Annotated in this window: 12 protein-coding genes and 2 CRISPR repeat arrays; of the genes, 2 read left to right on the top strand and 10 right to left on the bottom strand. The window is 62.3% G+C overall.

Annotated elements, in window-relative coordinates; all coding sequences use genetic code 11:
- Positions 1-103: 103 nt before the first annotated feature.
- Positions 104-517, top strand: coding sequence for a pyridoxamine 5'-phosphate oxidase family protein (locus NUH19_RS00525; RefSeq protein ID WP_262314605.1), 414 nt, complete (start codon positions 104-106; stop codon positions 515-517).
- A gap of 246 nt (positions 518-763) precedes the next feature.
- Positions 764-1,483, top strand: coding sequence for a class I SAM-dependent methyltransferase (locus tag NUH19_RS00520; RefSeq protein WP_262314604.1), 720 nt, complete (start codon positions 764-766; stop codon positions 1,481-1,483).
- A 269-nt stretch (positions 1,484-1,752) separates the two neighbouring features.
- On the opposite strand, the gene NUH19_RS00515 is transcribed toward NUH19_RS00520, so the two are convergent.
- From NUH19_RS00515 to NUH19_RS00470, 10 genes are all read right to left on the bottom strand, one after another.
- Complete coding sequence (locus NUH19_RS00515; RefSeq protein WP_262314603.1) at positions 1,753-4,086, bottom strand: KxYKxGKxW signal peptide domain-containing protein; 2,334 nt, start codon at positions 4,084-4,086, stop codon at positions 1,753-1,755.
- Positions 4,087-4,655: 569 nt separating this feature from the next.
- A CRISPR array of direct repeats spans positions 4,656-4,988; the repeat unit is 28 nt; unit sequence GGATCACCCCCGCATGCGCGGGGACCAC.
- Between the two features lie 485 nt (positions 4,989-5,473).
- The gene (cas2e, locus tag NUH19_RS00510; RefSeq protein WP_262314602.1) at positions 5,474-6,370 is read right to left on the bottom strand and encodes a type I-E CRISPR-associated endoribonuclease Cas2e; all 897 of its coding nucleotides are present in this window, start codon (positions 6,368-6,370) and stop codon (positions 5,474-5,476) included.
- Positions 6,367-7,329, bottom strand: coding sequence for a type I-E CRISPR-associated endonuclease Cas1e (gene cas1e, locus NUH19_RS00505; protein ID WP_262314601.1), 963 nt, complete (start codon positions 7,327-7,329; stop codon positions 6,367-6,369). The genes cas2e and cas1e overlap by 4 nt, the downstream gene beginning before the upstream one ends.
- On the bottom strand, positions 7,326-7,985 hold the full coding sequence (gene cas6e, locus NUH19_RS00500) for a type I-E CRISPR-associated protein Cas6/Cse3/CasE (RefSeq protein ID WP_262314600.1): 660 nt from the start codon (positions 7,983-7,985) through the stop codon (positions 7,326-7,328). The genes cas1e and cas6e overlap by 4 nt, the downstream gene beginning before the upstream one ends.
- Before the next feature lies 1 nt (position 7,986).
- Complete coding sequence (gene cas5e, locus NUH19_RS00495) at positions 7,987-8,694, bottom strand: type I-E CRISPR-associated protein Cas5/CasD (protein ID WP_262314599.1); 708 nt, start codon at positions 8,692-8,694, stop codon at positions 7,987-7,989.
- On the bottom strand, positions 8,675-9,751 hold the full coding sequence (gene cas7e, locus NUH19_RS00490; protein ID WP_262314598.1) for a type I-E CRISPR-associated protein Cas7/Cse4/CasC: 1,077 nt from the start codon (positions 9,749-9,751) through the stop codon (positions 8,675-8,677). Before cas7e ends, cas5e begins: the two co-directional genes overlap by 20 nt.
- 2 nt (positions 9,752-9,753) lie before the next feature.
- Entirely contained in the window at positions 9,754-10,365 is a 612-nt protein-coding gene (gene casB / locus NUH19_RS00485) for a type I-E CRISPR-associated protein Cse2/CasB (RefSeq protein ID WP_262314597.1), read from the bottom strand.
- Positions 10,358-12,061, bottom strand: a complete 1,704-nt coding sequence (locus NUH19_RS00480) for a type I-E CRISPR-associated protein Cse1/CasA (RefSeq protein ID WP_262314596.1) — start codon at positions 12,059-12,061, stop codon at positions 10,358-10,360. Before NUH19_RS00480 ends, casB begins: the two co-directional genes overlap by 8 nt.
- A 4-nt stretch (positions 12,062-12,065) precedes the next feature.
- Positions 12,066-14,825, bottom strand: a complete 2,760-nt coding sequence (gene cas3, locus NUH19_RS00475) for a CRISPR-associated helicase Cas3' (RefSeq protein WP_262314595.1) — start codon at positions 14,823-14,825, stop codon at positions 12,066-12,068.
- 169 nt (positions 14,826-14,994) lie between these two features.
- Positions 14,995-15,689: direct repeats of the CRISPR family, unit length 24 nt; unit sequence GGATCACCCCCGCATACGCGGGGA.
- Positions 15,690-15,862: 173 nt separating this feature from the next.
- On the bottom strand, positions 15,863-19,039 hold the full coding sequence (locus tag NUH19_RS00470) for a DEAD/DEAH box helicase (protein WP_262314594.1): 3,177 nt from the start codon (positions 19,037-19,039) through the stop codon (positions 15,863-15,865).
- Positions 19,040-19,102: the final 63 nt, after the last annotated feature.

The following is a 19,102-nucleotide window of genomic DNA, read 5'->3' as shown; positions in this document are numbered from 1 at the left end:
CCGTATGCCTCGCGTCGCCGCGACGGCTGAAAGCCAAACCGCAGCGGTGCAATTGGCGTGGCGAAAGGCGTACAATGGAGGCGACTAAGAAAGGAGCCTTCACATGACCACTCAAGACACGTACCATCAGATTCTCCAGCAGGCCGAGCAGCTCGCGCTGGCGACCCTAACCGCAGACGGCAAGCCATCCGTCCGTATGGTCAACTTCCTCTTCGACCCGTCAAGCAATACCGTGTACGTCTGCACCGACCGTCACGCGCAAAAGGTCCAGGAGCTCGCAACGCACCCGACCGTCGCCTTCACCACCACCCCGACTGCGGTCGGCACGGTGCGAGTCAAAACCGCAACGGCCACGCTGGTCAATGACCGCAAGCCGGCGCTTTTGGCCGCGATGGACAAGAAGTACGCCAGCTTCAAGATGTTCGATCAGGCCGCTCGCGACAACATGTTTGCCTACGCCCTGACTTACCCCGAAGCCGATGTGTTCTTCCGCGGGAACACAACCCTGACATTCTGATACGACCGCAAAAGCCGACGCCGGCACCAACGACGCCGGCTTTTGTTTGCGCGGCGAGCGGCCCCGGTCGCGAAGGCCGCAACCGGCGGGACGTGCCACGTTGACCGCAGCCCGGGCAGCGCAGACTAGGCGAATTCTCGCCTCCCGGCTGCTAGCCGCCGTCACGACCGGTCACAAGCGCTTTCAAATCGGTGACGTGAATGCTATGCTAGCCTCAGTGTGTCAACACCACACAAGGAGGCAACCATGAGCAATTCCTATGATGACCCCGCGTTTTTCGCCGAGTACGCCAAAATGAGTCGCAGCCAAGACGGGCTCAAAGGCGCCGGTGAGTGGCCCGACTTCAAGCGGCTGCTGCCGTCCTTGGTCGGCAAGCGCGTCTTGGACCTGGGCTGCGGCTACGGCTGGCACTGCCGCTACGTGGCGGAGAACGGCGCCGCCAGCGTGATTGGCGTCGATAGCTCAAAACGCATGCTGGCCAAGGCCCGAAGCCAAACCGATGACGCAAGCATCACCTATGTGCAGGCAGACCTGGCAACCTTTGACCACCCGGCCGCTAGCTTTGACTTGGTGATTAGCTCGCTTGCGCTACATTACGTCGCCGACCTGACCGGGCTGATGGCGCGGATTGCGGCGATGCTTGCCCCTGGTGGCACCGTTTTGTTCACCATCGAACATCCCCTGTTCACCGCCGAGGGCCACGAGCAATGGGTTCAGACCATGGCCGGCGACGCGGTTTGGCCGGTCGACCGCTACTTCGACGAAGGGCTTCGCACCACCACGTTCCTAGGTCAGCCGGTGCCCAAGTACCACCACACGCTCCAGACAATCGTCGGCAGCGTATTGAGCGCCGGCCTGACGTTGAGAGACTTAGTGGAGCCGCAGGGCAGCAAGGCCGATCAGCGCGACCACGCGCCTTGGACCCGGGCACCGATGATGCTGATTATCCGCGCCGACAAGCGCTGATTGCGTGCAAAAGGCTGAGCAGATCGTTACTCGGCCTGTTTGTGTGGCCCGCATTCGCCGCCTTTGACTTCGCCGCAACGTGCCGCATTGGCCGAGGTGAAGTCTCTGACTATCCGAAGACACCACCACATTACGATTCCCTTTGATGCTCAAAACCGCCGATTCGCGCATCATCAAACCGTTAGTTTGGCGCAACCAATTCTATATTTTGGGCACATCAAAAAGCCCCTCGATTGAATTCGAGAGGCTCTGCGATGCGGGCAGATCAATTAGTCTAGCGGGGTGCCATCGACATCCAAACCAAGTGCCGCCAGCTTAGCCGCATATTCGGCTGCCATGGCGTCGCCGAACATCGTGCCCTTGAACTGCTTGTAGCTTGCGACCAGTTTCTGGACGTAGGCAGGATCCGCGGTTGTGGTGGTGGTTGTCGGCTTGGTCGTGCTGGTGTCAGTCGTCGACGTTGTGGTGGTCGCTGTCGAGGTGCCATCAATCTTGGTGCCATCAACGTTGTAGCCCAATTCCTTCAACTTGGCCGCAGCCGCGCGAGACTGCGCAGCCTGAGGGCCGAACGTGTCGTTCTTGTAGCGGTTGTAGGTCTCAACCAACCCTTGAATCGTCGCGTCAGAAACTGTCGCAGGCTTCGTGGTCGAGGTGGCCGGCTTGGTGGTGTCTGTCGGCTTAGTCGTCGTTGTCGGTGTTGTGGTCGTCGTGCCGGTTACCGGCGTCGTGGCCCCATCAATCTTGGTGCCATCGACGTTGTAACCTAATTCCTTCAGCTTTGCTGCTGCCGCTCGGGACTGCGCAGCCTGAGGACCGAACGTGTCGTCCTTGTAACGGTTGTAGGTGTCAATCAGCGCCTGAATCGTGGCGTCGGCTACCGCAGCCGGCTTGGTCGTCGTGGTGCCGGTCGTCGGCTTGGTCGTGTCCGTCGTTGGCTTGGTCGTGGTCGGCGAAGTCGTCGTGCCAGTAGAAGTGGCCGAACCGCTGACGAACTGGTTCAAAATTGCCGCAATTGAATCAATTTGTGACTGCGTCAAGTCGATGGACATCGTGTTGTGCATCGTCGCGATGTCTTTTTCAAAGCTCAGCAGTTGCGCTGCCCATTCCGCAAAGGTGTGACCCTTGATCTTGGTGGCAGGATCGCCAGTATAGGTCGGAACGGCGGGCTCATCGCGTGTACCCGTCGTCGGCTCGGTCGTGTCGCTGCCGGTCGTTGTGCCGGTAGAAGCCCCGGCGTCAGCATCCGCCGCCTCGTGCCCACCGGCAAACGTGAAGCCAAACTTGTAGCCGGCCTCGTATACTGCGCTGTACGCGTCTGAGGTCGTGAAAGCCTTTGCCGCTTTACCTGCCGCCGCGTCTGCCTGGCCAGCTGCAATACCCGCCTCTTCGGAGGTCGTGTCAGCATCGGTCGGGGTGGTGTCGGTTGGCGCAGTGGTGTTAGTATCCGTTTCGCCGCTCGTCGCTTCTGGACCCTTGGTGAATTCATAGCCGAACATGTAGGACTGCTTGTAGATAGCACTGTAGCCATCGCCATCGGTGAAGGTCTGCTCAGCCTTGCCGGCAGTCTTATCGGCGACACCGGCGGCTTGCCCAGCCTCAGCGGAGGTCTTGTCTGCACTGGCCGGCGTTGTCGTATCCGTTGGCGTCGCGGTATCAGTCGGCGTTGTCGTCTCAGCAGGATTAGTTGTGTCGGTTGGTGTTGTAGTCTCGGTAGGAGCGGTTGTATTAGCCGGCGTGGTATCCGTCGACGGGTCGGTGGTTTCGGCACTGCCGTTGACGTTGCTGCTAATCATTTCGTAAGCGGTCTTGTAGCCATTTTCAAAATCCTGACCGTACGCGTCACCGGTGGTGAAGGTCAAAGCTGGCTTGCCCGCCTTAGCATCAGCCTCACCCGCGGCCGCACCGGCCTCCAGGCTGGTTGTATCCGCACTAGGGTCAACAGGCGTCGTGCTATAGCCCGTTGGGGTCGTGCTGGTCGTGTCGACAGGTGCCGTCGTGTCGTCACCTGTCGTCTCAGTGGTCGTGGTGGTCGCCGCGGCACTACCATTACCATTAACGCCATTGCTAATCAACTCGTACGCTGCGGTGTACCCGTACTCAAACTGCGGACCGTACACATCACTGGTAGTAAAGACAAGCGAAGGCTTACCTGCGTTCGCATCAGCTTCACCTGCCGCCGCGCCGGCTTCCAGTGACGTGGTGTCTGTGACACTCGGCGTGGTCGTCTCAGCCGGCGTCGTGTCGGTAGGTGTCGTTTCTGCGGGTGTCGGGTCCGTTCCTGCAGGTTGATTTGCCGATGCATTACTTGCTGCGGTGGTCTCATACCCCAGCATGTAACCACGTACATACGAGGCACTCAAGCTCTTATCGTTGGACAAATCTTTTTCAGGTAAACCTGCTTCAGCATCGGCTTGCCCGGCATCCAAACCAGCCTGAAGATCTGCCGTCGGATCAACCGTAGCGGCCGTAGTCACGGTAGCGGCCTGAACACCGGTGCCCTGGCCCAGCGCCTGAACACCGAACAGCGTGACCGCAGCCAAGCCGGCCGCCAACCACATTTTGTGAGCCTTGTATAATTTCTTGGCGCCATTGTGCATTTTCATTCAAATACTCCCTTTCGTGAAGAAAATAAAAAGCCCGAACAAATCGATCAGATTTGGTCAGGCAGTTGTCTGGAAAAATCGGTCTCAAGAACGCTGTGTGAAAATGGCGTTGCTGAGGGTATGGTCAGAGTATCGATCTGGGTGGTCGAACGCGCCACTTGGCGTATGCCTGCGACAACCGGACGCAGCCAATCCCCCCAAAGGTTGCCTGTGTCACTAGTTGCCGGCGCTTCGACGCACGGGTTATGCTGATGAATGAATCCTCCCGAGTCGCGTTGCGTTAAAGATGGTCAGCGAAGCAAACCATCACGTCTAACAAGGATTATATGGCTAACATTCAGAAACGTCAAAATAAATTTTATATTCGGGAAAGAAAATACTAATGCTTCTTTAAGACGACGCCAGCCTCTTGGAAAGTACCGGCAAATCAGATTTGACCTGCTAGCTGTTGGATGTCGAAAACCGGATACTTCACCACAATTTTTGCTCAGACAACACACCCCCGCGAAAATGTGACAAAACCAACCGGGGACCACCCATCGACAGCACGGGCGTCAAGAAGCTAAAGGGGATCACCCCCGCATGCGCGGGGACCACGTGTCGCGCGCCGGTCGTCTGGACCCATCATGAGGATCACCCCCGCATGCGCGGGGACCACTCCTTTGGCAACGGCGTCGAGATGCTGGGCCAAGGATCACCCCCGCATGCGCGGGGACCACCGAGGAATACAGCTACCGCCAAAGCGTGTTCCGGGATCACCCCCGCATGCGCGGGGACCACATCCAGTCTGCTGTGTCCCAGTCGGCGCGCCAGGGATCACCCCCGCATGCGCGGGGACCACCATGCAAGGCGAGGACGCGGTGGAAGTCACCTAGGATCACCCCCGCATGCGCGGGGACCACACTAAACCAAACCCGCCAAATCGGCTTTGCCAATTCTTGCACTTGACTAATTTCATCAACTTCATTGACCAAAGCATGGGCATGAACTATGTTCATCCGCGCTGTTATTTGTCCCCGCAAACCGCCTCATCGCTTGAGCGGAATTACTCGGTCACTAAGACAATTGTATCAGGCCAAAGCAATAAGCCGTTCCGTGGCATCCGAACGGCCTCGAGCAAGCACAGACAAACCTGTCCCACAACACGCTGGCGCTAGACGACTGCTTGTGCTCCGGCCATCCAACGGCAATCGCGATCCAGCTCCCACACCGCTTGCAGATTTTCAACTAAGAGGTGAATTCATCGCTCGTTTTTTGCCAACCGTGCCTTGACGTCACCCCCGCGTATGGGGGGAATAAAACACGCGAAACCAAACACCGGATCACCCCGCATGCGCGGGGGGCGGCAGCTAACTTCAGAATTAACTATCTCAAACGTTCTCCGTTTTTACAATTTTAAACGCCCGGTCTCAATCAATTTCTTGGCTAAGGCCATGGTTGCCTCAGCATCCGCTAGGGCATCATGTGGATGCGCGTTTTCAATGCCGTATTTTGCAAGGACTGTGCCGAGTTTGTAGTTATCAAGAAATTTATCGTGGCGTTTGACCACCGGGGTCAAATCAACGCGCCGGCCGTCAAACGGCGGGATGCCCAGCATTCGGCATGCGGCCGCGAGGAACTTGTCGTCGAATGGCAGGTTGTACCCCACAATGGGATTCACCCCGATGAAATCGCGCAGGTCCGCTAAGGCAGCGCCAAGGCCGACGCCTTTTGCTTTCAGCTTGGATTCCGTCAGTCCGGTCAACTGGCGGATCATTGGGGACAGCGGGGTATCCGCCGCAATCAACCGGGAAAAAGCGGTCGTTGTGCCATCAGCACCCAGGCGAACCGCGCCAATGGCAATGATTTGGTCTTCCCCCGGCACCAGCCCGGAGGTTTCGAGGTCCAGCGTCACGAAGGGCCCAGCCTTCGCCGCGCTATCCGCGACGCGGCGATTTCGCGCCCCAAGCATTTTGGCCTGATGAAAATGCGCCGCGTCGCTAAAGCCGGGCTTGACGACGGGTGCCTCAGGCGCCGCCAGCCGCATCATCAAGGGCACACCATCGTAGTCAACCAACTGACGGTCGCGGCGAGTGGTCACGAACTGATAGCCCAGCTCGTTGCGGGCGCTGTACACCATGGTCGCTTCGCCGCTGCCGATGTCGCGGGTGATTCGAACCCACAGCTGATCGCGAACGCGAGCACTGACGCTGCCGACGTACACACCGGTTTGAACCTCCTGATACCAGCGGGTCAACACACCACGCAGCGCGGGCGGTACTTTGGAGAGGGTCACTACAATCATTGGCGATTCCCCCGTTCGTCCTCGAACTCGCGGTACGAGACCCCAAACTTCTGCAAGCCCAGTTTATCATCCCACAAGTTGACGATGTCGCCTTCACGCTCCGCGTCGGTTTGGCCCAACACGCGCTTGAGGTCGGCCACCATGCGCAGCATCAGCTTACCATCGACAAAAGCGTCCCGGACGGCCAGGCGTGTTTTGCGGCCGATATCGTCCCCCGGGACAAGCGTCGCCACCACCGAAAAAGCAATGGGAATGGTCACGTCGGCCTTGTAGAGGTCGGCGAAGTCGTACACGAAAGAGAGGTCATGGCCCGTATGAACGAAACCGAGCCCAGGTGAGGCGCCCAGGGCCACGATGACGCTGTAGGCCAGGCCATAAAGCGCGGCATGGGCGGCGGTCAGAGCCTGATTGATCGGTGTCCCCGCCTCAAAATCATCCGGATCGTAAGTGCGACCGGCCCACGCCACGCCTGTTTTGGCCGACGCGTCGCGATACACCTGCCGCACCCGCGCCCCTTCCTTGCCGCGCAACGCCGCCATGCTGAGCTTGCTGACATCCGTGTCGGGAAAACGCATCTGGTACATGCGCCGCGCCACCGCCAAGCGCGAGCGCTGATTGGAAACCAGTCGCGCCTGTGCCGCCAGCAAGGCGGCACTGTGATTCAACGCCCGACCATGTGCATACTGTCTGACGCCGCGTTCGCCGACCCAGACAACGCTGGCGCCGGAATCCCCAATCAGCTCCATCGCCCGGTGCGTGACTTCGACACCGGGACCGAGGAGCAAAACAGCCAGCATCGCGGCGGGAACAGCCACCACACCGCGCCGATCCGTCACGGTAATGGCGCTGTCTTGGCGGTTGAGCGCGGCGTGTTCAAGGTACAAAAAGCTGATGCGATCGCGTACCCGTCCAAGCTCGGTCAGGTCGGCATTCTTCGCACCAGCAATTTTGTGGCTCATTCAGTGACCTCCGGAATCACCGTCATCAGGCCCATTCCGTAAGCCTTCTCGCGACCAAGGCCGGTCGTCAGGGTCGTTTTGAACTGCTCGAGGTCGGTGATTTCAAGCCGGCCTTCGAATGTCACCCGGCTGATTCGCACCGCGTGACGGCGCTTGTGGCGCATGACGGGGTGGTCACGGCCGACGATGTCAAACTGCGGCCCATTCGTCCCCGCCAAAAGGGCAAAGCCAGCCGCCCCGGCCCGGTCCATCAACCACTGCCGCTGCTGCGCGACGGTGACGTGCGGGTACACTTTGCCACGCGCCTGGGGGTCGGTGCCGTCTTTGACTGCATGCGCTGGATTGGCGGTCAGGCGAAAGCGCAACTGCTGGCCTTGCTGCAACTGGGCCAGGAATGGTGCGTAATTTTTAACCTCGAGGCTACCGGCAACGCCGTAGCGAGCCAAGCCGACCGGGTCGGGCCGCTCGGCGCTCAACACAAGCAGGTACTCATGCCCTGCCAGCTCGTCCAGGCGCCACAAGTGGCGCGGGCGCGTTCCGGCCGCCACCGCCGCCGGGAAGCTTTGTTCAACCCAATCGTGAAAAGCGCCGAGGTGCGTCAGCGTCTGCAGACGCTGGCGGTCTCGCCAGTCAACTTCTACGCATGATAAGAACATCTCACTCCTCCTTCAGTGCGGCCAAGGCGTCATGCGCCGTCTCTTGCCCCGGCGCAATCGGATCGCGCAATGGCACCCGCAACGTCACCTCGCCCCGGAAGGTGAAGCGCCGATCGACTTGGGCGGCAGAGGTCAAGACGTCCTTCACCTGCCGCGTCCGGCCGGCCGGCACCAGCGCGGCATCCGCGAACAGCTCGGCCACGATGCCCTGGCGGTGTCGCCGCCGAAACCACGGCGCCGCCTGCCATGGCAGCTGCTGCAAAACCGTCACCGGATCCGCGTCAGCATGGACTGCGACCCGCAGCGGCCCCGCCGGCGGATCCGCGCGTCGCCCGAGGTAAAGCTGAAACCGAGGCCGCGTCAGCGCCAGTTGAAGCGCATCAATCAACTCATTGTCCTCGCTCCCCACTGCCGCCACAAACACGGCGTCTTGCAGGTAATCGCGGTACGTCACCTTGCGCGTGTTCGCTTTCCATTCCACGGTTTGGTAATCGGTGGTGAGAACGCCGGGTTGATCGACTCGCACCGCCAACAGAAGCTGGTTCAGCGCGATCAATCGCGGATCACTGCGGGTGTAGCCCAGCGCCGCGGCCAGCATCCCCACCACCGCGCTTTTGGTCGGGTGATCAAATGTCGTGCGGCGCAAAAACGCGGCCTCATTGCCGTACGACTGAAGCGGTGCGGTCAGCTCAAGCGTTAGGGTCTTCATCAGCGGTCACCTGTGAAAGTCCTTCCGACACCTGGGTCAACAGCGCATCGAGGTTGGCCACGCGGGTGCCAACGGTCGTGTCCGTGGTGGCGAGCACGAAGGTGGCCAGGGGGGCTTCAACGAACTGCTGCGCGTCCTGGTACGCCTTTTCAAGCGCCACCACGGACTTTTCGACGTACCCGTCACGGGTGGTGATTGGCTGCTCAAAGGCCGCTACCAGGTTGACCGGGGTGTCTTGGCGCAGCGTCACCGAGACGTAGCTTGGCAGGGTTTTGTTGGCGAAGCTGTTCTGCTTGCCACTGGGCATGGACAGCAGGAAGGCCTTGATGAAGGCCAAGGCGCCCTTTGTGGCAGTCGCCGCGCCGAGGTTGGCGACCAGCTCGCGGTAGTTCAGGTTGGCGTAGCGATACAGCGTGGCCGAATTGAACTCGACGGTGCCAAGCATCGCCGCACCGGCGTTGTCTTCGGGCTGCTCGTCGTCCATGGCGGTGAAGTAGTCGAACTCGGGGATGATTTCGTGCGTCGACAGCGCATGCGCGACCTGGGCCGAGCCTTCGACGTTGAGCTCGGGATTATCGGCCACCATGCGGCCGAACAGCGCGAGGTCCAGCGACTGATCGCCCTTGAGCACCACCTTGAGTTCCTTTTTGTCCAGCGTGTCGTGGGTCAGGGCGTAAGTCGCCAGCTTAACAAGCTGGCCGCGGCTGATCAAAAGCAGCGCCCCAGTCTGCAAATTCTTGTCCAGCTTCACCCCAGCCGCCGCGAACACGGCCGCCGCCAGGTCCTTGGCCTCGTCTTCTCCAAACGTCTCGGCCTGCGCCTGGATGGCCTCGGCCAAAAGCCGCGCCGCATCCTTGGTGCGGGTCCCCTGAAGGGCGGCCGGCAGCGCCTTGAAATCCTCGCGCATCGCGTGCTTCCACGCCTGTGAGGACACGCGAGCTCGGGTGACGCCGCCGTACTGCGCGGTTTTGGGGGCACCGGTGTCGTCGCGGTTCAGGTTGGAAGACGGCACGGTTTGTAGGACATGAATATCGAGGTACAGGTTCGCTTGCGTCATGATTAGTTCGCTCCTTTGACTTGTTCTGCCGTGTGATAGTAGGCCTGACCCCAGCGCAGCTTGACCCGGCTGGCCTGCTCGAAGCTGATCTGGTAGCTCGCGAGGTCGCCGGCCAGCTGAGCGTAGTCGATGGCCGGAATGACCTTGGTGCCCTTGAGAATCGCCACTAGGTGGGTCAAGCCATCAACCACACTGGCGAAGTTGCTGGCCCCAAGCACCGCCCGAACGCGCCGGTCCAGCGCTTCCGGGGAGCCAACGGTGGGCCGAGCGGCGCCAAGCGCCGCAAACAGCGACACGCCGACCGACTCGGTAGCAGCGGTCGGGTCTGCGCCGCGGCCGAGCGGCGCGAAGCCGCCGGTCACACGGCCCTGCTGCACCAAGGCAAACAGGCGCAGCGCGGTGAAAATCGCGGCCTCGCTGCTGGTCGGCTCACCGGTCCGGCTCAAAAGCGCCGCCGGCATCGCACTGAGCATCAGCGGCCACACCGCCTGAGCCCGCGGGCTAGCCAGCGAGCTCGCCCCGCGCAAACTGGCCAAAATGGCCCTGCTGCTGGAGCCGCCGGCCGCCAGCTGCGACAAGATGGCCGTGGCCGCTTGTTGTGTCGAATCACCCATTCGCGTTCCTCTTTTCTATGTTCAGGTCGCGCCGCACGGTGGCGGCCAAAATGTTGCGGGCAACGAATATGTTCATCACGCCGCGCTCGGTTTCGATGCCGCTCAGATCACGCGGGGTCGCCTGCTGCACGAACGCATCGGCGGTGGTCAACACCAGCCGCTGCAGGGTCTGGTACCACTCTCGAATTCGCGCCTCCCGGTCGTCTTGGTTGGTCAGGCTGGCCAACCAGTCCTTGAACGGCCCGTTGAGCCGGGCGTAAAACGCCGCCGAGTGCTTGGTGCCAAAGGCCGTGCGGTCCAGGTTGCGGATGGTCGCGACGTTGCTGAGAAAGGCCCAGTAATCGCGGCCGATCTGCTGGGTGGCGGCAATCGTGTCCTCGATTCGGCCCGGCCAAAAATCCCCATCGGTGCGATCGAACAAAACGGCCGCAGCGAGCGTCATGTCGTCTACCATCTCGGCCACCGGCGACTGTGAGGTCGCGTTGCCGTCGCTGATCAAGGCCACTGCGGCCAGCGTCAAGTGGCGCTCCCGGGCCAACAACTGTTGCTCTTGAAGCCGCCCCAGCCACTGCACCACACCGGGTTCGTGCATCGCCACCGCCGAGCTGGTTCGCACGTACTGCCCGAAGTTGCGCCACATCGCATACGCCATGTTGCGCTGACCGCGCGTGGCCGGGCGGTAAGTCTCAACCGCCGCCTTGTCGTCGCGGCGCCAAGTGGTCATTGGCTCGATGAACGCGTTGTCGCTGGCGTACATCGGCAACCCCGCCGCAAAAATCGTCGGTCGCCCTGCCGTGTCCCACTCGATGTGCAAAAGCCGACTCCAGGCGGTGTAAAGCGCCGCGACGTTATCCGGCAGGACTTGCTTGATGCGTTGCGCGACGTAAGCGTCAAGGGGCTGCTCCCACACCGGCTGCTCGCTGTGATAGACCTTCCCGTCGGTCAGCACCAGGTTCAACAGCAGCGTTTCGACCAGGTCCTGGCCCTTGGCGAACACCGGGTTCAGCCGGTACAGCCAGCCGGCCGGGGCGGCGAACTTCTCCGGGGTCTCAATCTTTGATTTGTCGGTTACGCCGGTGAAGTTCTGGTAGGTGATCACCCAGCGAACCAGCTCGGGCAAGGTCAGTGAATCCTTCCCCGCCCCACTTTTGGGTGCAAAAAGGGCCGGCGAGTTCGCGCTTTCGGACACCAGCCGGTTGATCTGCTTCAGGGCCACGGTGCCGGTGCCGGTGTGGATCTGCTTTTTGGCCGGGACCAAGGCGTCGTACTGCGCGGCGGTCACCTGGTAAAACGGGGTGGCGCCGAAGAAGTCGAACTGGGCCTCGTGCTGCGTCAGGTAATCTAGCGCCGCGCCGAACTGGCCTGTTTGGTGCAGGGTCTGCCAGGTCGCCAGCAGGTCGGCCGCCCAGCCGGAGGCGTCTGGATCAATGTCGTTCACCGCACCGGTCGTCGGGTCTAGGTCCAGCCAGTCGTATGGCTGCCCGGTGGCATCCACCCGTGAGTAAACCGTGTGCAGCAACGCCAATAGCAGCCGCAAGACGGCGAGGTCCTGCGCCGCCGTGTCGCCGGCCAGCCGATCGTAATCCTGCGGTCGGTCCAACAGCGTCGCCAGGCTGACCGTCTGCACCGTGCCGGTCGCCTTCGTCAGCACCTGAATCCAAGGATCACGCCGCAAATTAAAGGCAAGATGTGCCATTGACTCACTCCTTTTTTTGATAACTCAAGCCCAGCGCCGCATCGTACTGCAGCCGCCAGTCCCCAAGCGTCGCGGCCCCTTGCCCATCGAGCACCAGCGCCAACGCGCCGCGCAGCCACTTGTCGGCTTGCCAGTCTGGCACGGCTTCGCGCGTAGCCTCCTCCAGCGCGGTGATGGCCGCGCCAACATTCGGCGTGACGGCGTGCGGCAGCCGAATCAGCTGCGTCGCAACGGTCGCCGACGGACACCCTTCAAGCGGGCGCCCGTCGAGCAACTGAAGGCCGGCGGTGCCGCGGCGCAACAAAATCACCTCCAGTGTCTCTTGAATGTCGCGAACCGCGGCTTCCGCCTGGCGCACATCGCGGTCAACGTTTTGCTGCGAATCGGCCAGCCAGCCGTGCAGCGTCGCGGTTGGGTCCGCCGCCTCGAGTCGAAAGACCCGGGCCTTGGCCTCGGCCTGCTCGCGCCTGGTCTCAAACTCGGCCCGGGCCGCCGCCAGACCGGCAATGGCGGGGTCGCGCAGCGGATCGTACACCTCTTGAACCAGCTGCGAAATCTGATGCAGCAGCTGAATCGCCGCCTCGAGCGCCGCGTCGGTTCGCATCAGCAGGTACTGGCTGTAGATGGTCGCGTTGGCGTCACCGTAGTCGCCCAGCCCCTGGATGCCCATCACCACCACCTGCGGCCGGACAAGCGGCTTGGGCCGGGCGATGGCGTGGCGGTGCAGCCGACCGATGCGCTGCAGCAGCAGGTCCATGGGCGCGATGTCGGTGTACAAAATATCAAAGTCGATGTCCAGCGACTGCTCCAGCACCTGGGTCCCAATCACGATCAGCCGGGCTGGTCGGGTGGCGTTTTTGCCGATGAGCTGCTGGAGCTTGGCCTCAAGCCGCGCCCGGTCGGGGGCCAAAAAGGCCGAGTGCAACACCACCACCGGCACGTCACTCGGCGCGGCGGCGGCCAGCGCCTGGGCGCGACGCACCGTGTTGACGATGACGCCGGCCACCCCACCACCTGCGATGGCCGCCGCGACGTCTTGCATCGCCGCCGGCTCATCGGCCGGCTCGGCTAGGCGCCGCACGGACACGGTCAACGGCGCCTGATCCGAGGTCCCGCCGAACTGGGTGACCTGTCGCACCGTGCGACCATCGAGCAGCGTCAGCAGTGGGTAGGCGGCGGTGTTTGACCAATCCGCCGGCAGTTCGCTGAGATCGGCATGGCGCTCAAGCCGCTTGCCGAAGCGGCCGCGGTAGTAAGCGGCCAACAGCGCGTTGCGCCGCGCCTTAGGCAGCGTGGCAGACAGAATCACCACGGGCACTCGGTACGTCCCCAGCCACTCGACCGCCCGGTAGAGGTATTGGCCCATGTAAGCGTCGTAGGCGTGTACCTCGTCGAGCACGACGACCTTCTTGCTCAGCCCGAGGTGCTTGAGGGCCAGGTGCTTTTGCTTCAGCGCCATCACCAGCAAGTTATCGATGGTGCCGACGGTGTAGGCATCGAGTATGCGCTTTTTGCCGGAAAACCATTCATTGACGCTTACCGCGCCGGCGCCTTCCACGTTAGCCGCGGCGGGTAAGGCGCGAAACCGCGGATTGAACGCGGCCTTGCCGTGCATCAGTTCAAGCGATCGCACCGCTTCAACGCCTCCGGGCAGCTGCCCCAGCCAATCGGCCACGCGGTCGAACATCGCATTGGCCGTCGCCTGCGTGGGCAAGCCAAAAAACAGTCCGGTTTGCCCGCACTGATAGGCCAGCTGTTCGGCCGCCAGCAGGGCCGTCTCGGTTTTGCCAACCCCCATCGGCGCCTCGAGAATCACCAAACCAGGCGCCGCCGCCGCGGCAATCGCCTCGGTGACAGCGCGTTGCACCGGCCGCGGCGTGAAGCCCCACCGCTTCCGGTACGGGTCTTCAGCCAGCGTCACGGGTTCCGGCCTGAAGTCCTCGCCTAGGTACCAGTGCGTCATCGCCGCCTCGAAGCGCCCTTGCATGTCCAAATCGTCGAAGCCTTGGTCCAAGCCAATCAGCGGAAACAGCGGCGTCTGGTCGGCATCCCCCAGCGATTCACTGGAGGCCAGCCAGTCGGCCATGATTAAAAGGCCCTCCAACAGGACGGCCTGGGGCTGCGCCACCTGTGGCACGTCCGTCACGCTGGCGTAACCGGCTCGCTGCAGGGCACAGGCGATGAGATGTTTTTGAACGTTCTGCCAGGTCTGTTGGGTGGCGACGTCTTGGTCGGCCTGCCAGTAGTTTTTGGTGTACTTGCGGATCTGATCCCAAGGCGTTCGGTTGGCCGGTCGGCCATGGTGACCTCCGACAATCGCTGCGACGGCATCGGGAACACCGGCGCGTTCAAGCAGCGCCTCACCGGCCAAGGCATGCGGTGAGGCATTCGCGGCGGTCAACTCGCATTCAAGCCCGTTCAAATCGTGGAACCCGACCCGCAGCAGGCGCTCGATGAGCTCACCGTCCAGCGACTGATTACAATCGTAAGAACGCTTAGTCTGAAACACCGGGGTCGCCTTGCCGAGATCATGGGTGAAGCCCAAAAACTTGGCAAGCTGGGGACCGACGTCCTCGCCAAGATCCGCCGCGATAAATGCGCGCTGGCTGTCCGACAGCCAGTGCTGGTAAAGCCAGTTGATCACGCGCTCGGTGTCTTCGAGGTGGGCCAAAAGCGGCAGCCAAGCCTGCCGCCCGTCTTCCGTCCGCTTCTTGGCCCAGAGCGCCTGCTCCTGAGGTGTGTAGGTTGTCACTTCTGAAATCATGTTGAGCCTCCTCGATTATCGTATATTTTTATCATACGTCGATGAATCAGGAGGGCACAAATTTTAAGCGCAAGCGGTGCCAATATTTTTTCGAGTGTCAAGAAAGCCTATAAATGTCCGCATACGCAGGGAGCACCTAGAATGCCTAGAATGCCGCTAAAAAGGACGAGGATCACCCCCGCATGCGCGGGGAGCACCACCAAAAGCACATCAACCAACGGTCCCGGCGAGGATCACCCCCGCATACGCGGGGAGCACTTCGTCAGCTCAATCGGGCTCAGCGCCGACACGGGATCACCCCCGCATACGGGGGGAGCACTCATTGTTTTCCTCAGCCCAGGCCTCGTACTCGGGATCACCCCCGCATACGCGGGGAGCACTGTCAAACTTTCCGCTTTTGGTACGAACAATCAGGATCACCCCCGCATACGCGGGGAACACACGCCATCATTCAGTGGTTACAGTACAACGAGAGGATCACCCCCGCATACGCGGGGAACACCACATCTTTGCCCTGCCGCTGGACCCCGCCGAGGGATCACCCCCGCATACGCGGGGAACACCGGCGAGCTTTACCGTCCAACTCCCGCGCTGGAGGATCACCCCCGCATACGCGGGGAGCACAGACACCGCATTCCAGGCCCCGACTGTGATGGAGGATCACCCCCGCATACGCGGGGAGCACCTCTGATTTCGGCACAAATAATCATTCTGTGGAGGATCACCCCCGCATACGCGGGGAGCACCGGCTGCGCCGCGTTCCAGGCCCGCTTGAAAAAGGATCACCCCCGCATACGCGGGGAGCACTGATAGGTGTTGCCGTCCTGGTCGCTGGTGCCGGGATCACCCCCGCATACGCGGGGAGCACACTAAACAAATCCCGCCAGACCGGGATTTCTATATTCGCAACGGCTCATTTTACATCAACTCGTCATTCTTCCAAAATATACCAGACCGGTCGATTAGCCGTCAACGAAACGCAAAGAGGGCCTCGCCACCTACCAGCGGCGAAGCCCTCTTTGCGTTGACTCTAATGATTATTCCTCGACCCCAAGAATCAGCCGGATCTCCTCCGGCGTCAAGCTGGCCTTGTTCTCCGTGCCGCTCAGGATCTGGTCGACTAGGTCGCGCTTTTTGGCCTGGAGCTTGACGATCTGCTCCTCGATGGTGCCCTTGGTGATCAGGCGGTAGACGTCGACGGAGCGGGTCTGGCCGATGCGGTGGGCCCGGGCAATCGCCTGATCCTCGACCGCCGGGTTCCACCAGAGGTCGACCAAGATGACCATGTCGGCGCCGGTCAGGTTGAGGCCGGTGCCGCCGGCCTTCAGCGACACCAGGAAGAAGTTGCGCTTGCCGGCGTTGAAGGCATCGACCATCGTCAGCCGCTTGGCGGCCGGCGTGTCGCCAGTCAGCACGAAGGTCGGCAGATGCGCGGCGTCCAGGATGCCTTGAACCTGCGCCAGCATCTGGGTGAACTGGGAGAAAATCAGCACGTGCCGACCGCTGTCTGCGGCCTCTTTGACCAGCTCCGCCAGCTGCTCGAGCTTGCCCGAGCCGCCGGTGTAGCCCGGCACGAACAGCGCCGGGGTGTTGCACAACTGGCGCAACCGGGTCAGCCCCGCCAGGATCGCCAGCTTGTTGTGAACCAGCGCCTGGTTGCCCAGCCCTCGCACCTGGACTTGCATCTGCTGCAGCTGGGCCAGGTACACCGCCTTTTGCGGTCCGGTCATTTCGTTGGTCAGGTTGGTCTCGCTCAACGGTGGCAGGTCCTTGAGCACCGTCGCCTTCTCGCGGCGCAAGATGAATGGCTTGACGCGGATGGCGACCTCTTCTGGGGTCAGCTTCTTGAACGCCTGCAGGCTCGGCAGCAGGCCGGGCAAAATCAGCGTGAACAGCGCCCACAGCTCCTCGGGGCGGTTTTCAATCGGGGTGCCGGAGAGGCCGAACGTGTTTTGCGGGTGGAGCCGGCGCAGGGCCTGGCTGGTTTTGGCGCTGGCGTTCTTGACGAACTGCGCCTCGTCGAGCACCAAAAGCTGCAGTCGCAGGCCCTGGTACTCGGCGATGTCCAGCCGCACACTGTTGTAGCTGGCGATCAAGACGTCAGCGGTGCCGGCGGTCACGGTCGCCTTGCGCTGGGCCTTGGTGCCGTCGACCACGGCGACTTTCAGCCACGGCGCGAACTTGGCGAACTCCGCCTCCCAGTTGTACAAAAGCGACGCCGGGGCAACCACCAAAGACGGCCGGCCGGCCTCGACATGCGCGTTGACCAAGCTGATCATCTGAAGCGTTTTGCCCAGGCCCATCTCGTCGGCCAAAATACCGCCGAAGCCGTGGTGATAGAGCATCTCCAGCCACTTGACCCCGGTCACCTGGTACGGCCGAAGCGTCGCCTGGACCGGCCGGGTCGGCGCGGCCGGTGCGAAGGCCTCCGGGTGGGTGAGGTCTTGAACCAGCGTGGCAAACCGGGCGTCAAAGGCGGCCTTGTCCCCCAAGGCCGCCTGCACGGCCAGCGCCTGAGACGCCGGCACCGCGAGCTTGCCGTCCTGCCACTTGGCGGCCTGGCGAACCTTGGCCAACGCGGCGACGGTCGCCTTGAGCGGCCCGTCGACCAGCACTAGCCCCCCATCCGGTCGCGTCAGGTATGGCCGGGAGACATCCAGCTGGGCCAGCATCGCATCCACCGCCTGGGGGCTGACGCCCTTCAGCGAGAAGTTGATCGACAGCAACCCGTCGCGCGATTCGACCGCCACGGCCGGCGCCAGCGCCGCACCGTCTTGCAGCAGCGCGTCGACCGCCGGCGTGGTGGTCACCGTGCCGTTGTCCCTGAGGTTGGGCAGCTCGGCCACAAAGAAGCGGTAGGTCGCCTCGGCGTCTGCAAAGCGCTTGCGCCACAGGCCCTGGCGAAAGCTGAAGCCGAGCTCGCGCAGGTAGTCGTGGGCCTGGCGCTCGACTTCAGCCGTCGCACCAGGCAGCGTCAGGGTCAACAGCACGGTCCCCTTCGCGTAATCCAGCGAAAAGGCCGACGTCGGGGCCGCGGCCATCAGCGAACTCGGCGCCGAAATGGTCGCAAGCGGCGCGAGCATCGTCAAAAAATCGCGCAGCAAGGCCACCTCGCTGCGGCCAAACTCCAAGGTGCAGCTGTCGGCCTGCGGATCGTTTTGCAACACTTGGGTTACCAGGCGGTTGAAAGGCGCCAGCTGCGCCGCGGTCATCTGGTACAGGTGCTGCCCCCGCACCAGCAGGTGATCGGCGGCCAGCATCGCCTGGTAATCCAGCGTGAGCAGCAGCTCAAAGCCGGCCTTGGTCTGGCTCACCGTCGCCACCAGCACCCCGGCCTCAGGCGTCAGCGGCTGCAGGTCGGCACCGGGGTAGCTGGCCGCGTTACCCGTGTTCGGGTGGTAGTCGTAGCCGATGCGGCGCAACAGCGGCTCAAGCCGCGCAAAGGCGCCGGGCGCCAGCATCACGTAGCGGTGGTAGTTGTCGTTGTACTCCAGCATGTCGCGGTCCACCGGCGTGGCGGCGGCGAGCTCGGCCAACAGCGCCTGCTCGTCTTCGTTGAAGGCCGCCGGGCTCAACGCAAAGGCGTTGGTGTTGATGTAGTAAGTGCCTTGGCGGTTGTAGGTGGCCAAAAAGTCCTGCAGGTTGGGCACTAGGTTGAACCGGCCGACGGCGACGTCTTGAATCCGCAGCCGCACGAAAATGCGCGGCTCCCGCGTCCAATCGCGGGTGCGGCGGTTCATCAGCGCCACCGTGACCTCAAGCGCCAGCTGGTTGACGCTGACCGCGTCCGGGTCACGCAACCCCTTGAAGTAGCGGTGCGGCGTCACGCCCAGCGCGTCCAAGAAGGCACCGCCGCTTGAGCGCTTGCTGCGCCAGCCCGGCGTCGGCGTTTCGCCGGCCGGTCGCGGCATCAAGTCGGCGAGGCCGTCAGCCACGGCGGCCGCGATGCTCAGGCCGGCGTTTTTGAGCACCTGCACGACCGCGGCGATGTGGGCGCAGTAGCCATGCGCCTCAAAATCGGCGCAGTCGCAGTCGTCAAAGTAAGGATCGACGCCGACGCTGACCTCGTGAACCTGGCCGTCATCGACCGTGGCCATGACCAGCCCCGAATCCTGGGCGCCTTCGCCGACCACCCCGTTCAGCGCGACGCGGTGGTCGGCCGCCAGTTTGCGCCCGGCCGCCCACACCCCGCTTGGCATATAGCGATTCTCCATAGTTTGCTCCTCAGTTCAGTCTGGCCTAAGTGTAGCACATTTTGCCCGCCACGAAAAAAGCGC

This window comes from Lacticaseibacillus parakribbianus, from assembly GCF_025490915.1.
In the GTDB taxonomy this organism is placed as follows: Bacteria; Bacillota; Bacilli; order Lactobacillales; family Lactobacillaceae; genus Lacticaseibacillus; species Lacticaseibacillus parakribbianus.
The sequence above is the reverse complement of the archived record's forward strand: the minus strand, read 5'-3'. Positions and strand labels throughout refer to the sequence as shown.

Coding starts and splice junctions, on each gene's coding strand:
- NUH19_RS00525 (WP_262314605.1), top strand. CDS start 104: ATGACCACTCAAGACACGTACCATCAGATTCTCCAGCAGGCCGAGCAG.
- NUH19_RS00520 (WP_262314604.1), top strand. CDS start 764: ATGAGCAATTCCTATGATGACCCCGCGTTTTTCGCCGAGTACGCCAAA.
- NUH19_RS00515 (WP_262314603.1), bottom strand. CDS start 4,086: ATGAAAATGCACAATGGCGCCAAGAAATTATACAAGGCTCACAAAATG.
- cas2e (WP_262314602.1), bottom strand. CDS start 6,370: ATGATTGTAGTGACCCTCTCCAAAGTACCGCCCGCGCTGCGTGGTGTG.
- cas1e (WP_262314601.1), bottom strand. CDS start 7,329: ATGAGCCACAAAATTGCTGGTGCGAAGAATGCCGACCTGACCGAGCTT.
- cas6e (WP_262314600.1), bottom strand. CDS start 7,985: ATGTTCTTATCATGCGTAGAAGTTGACTGGCGAGACCGCCAGCGTCTG.
- cas5e (WP_262314599.1), bottom strand. CDS start 8,694: ATGAAGACCCTAACGCTTGAGCTGACCGCACCGCTTCAGTCGTACGGC.
- cas7e (WP_262314598.1), bottom strand. CDS start 9,751: ATGACGCAAGCGAACCTGTACCTCGATATTCATGTCCTACAAACCGTG.
- casB (WP_262314597.1), bottom strand. CDS start 10,365: ATGGGTGATTCGACACAACAAGCGGCCACGGCCATCTTGTCGCAGCTG.
- NUH19_RS00480 (WP_262314596.1), bottom strand. CDS start 12,061: ATGGCACATCTTGCCTTTAATTTGCGGCGTGATCCTTGGATTCAGGTG.
- cas3 (WP_262314595.1), bottom strand. CDS start 14,825: ATGATTTCAGAAGTGACAACCTACACACCTCAGGAGCAGGCGCTCTGG.
- NUH19_RS00470 (WP_262314594.1), bottom strand. CDS start 19,039: ATGGAGAATCGCTATATGCCAAGCGGGGTGTGGGCGGCCGGGCGCAAA.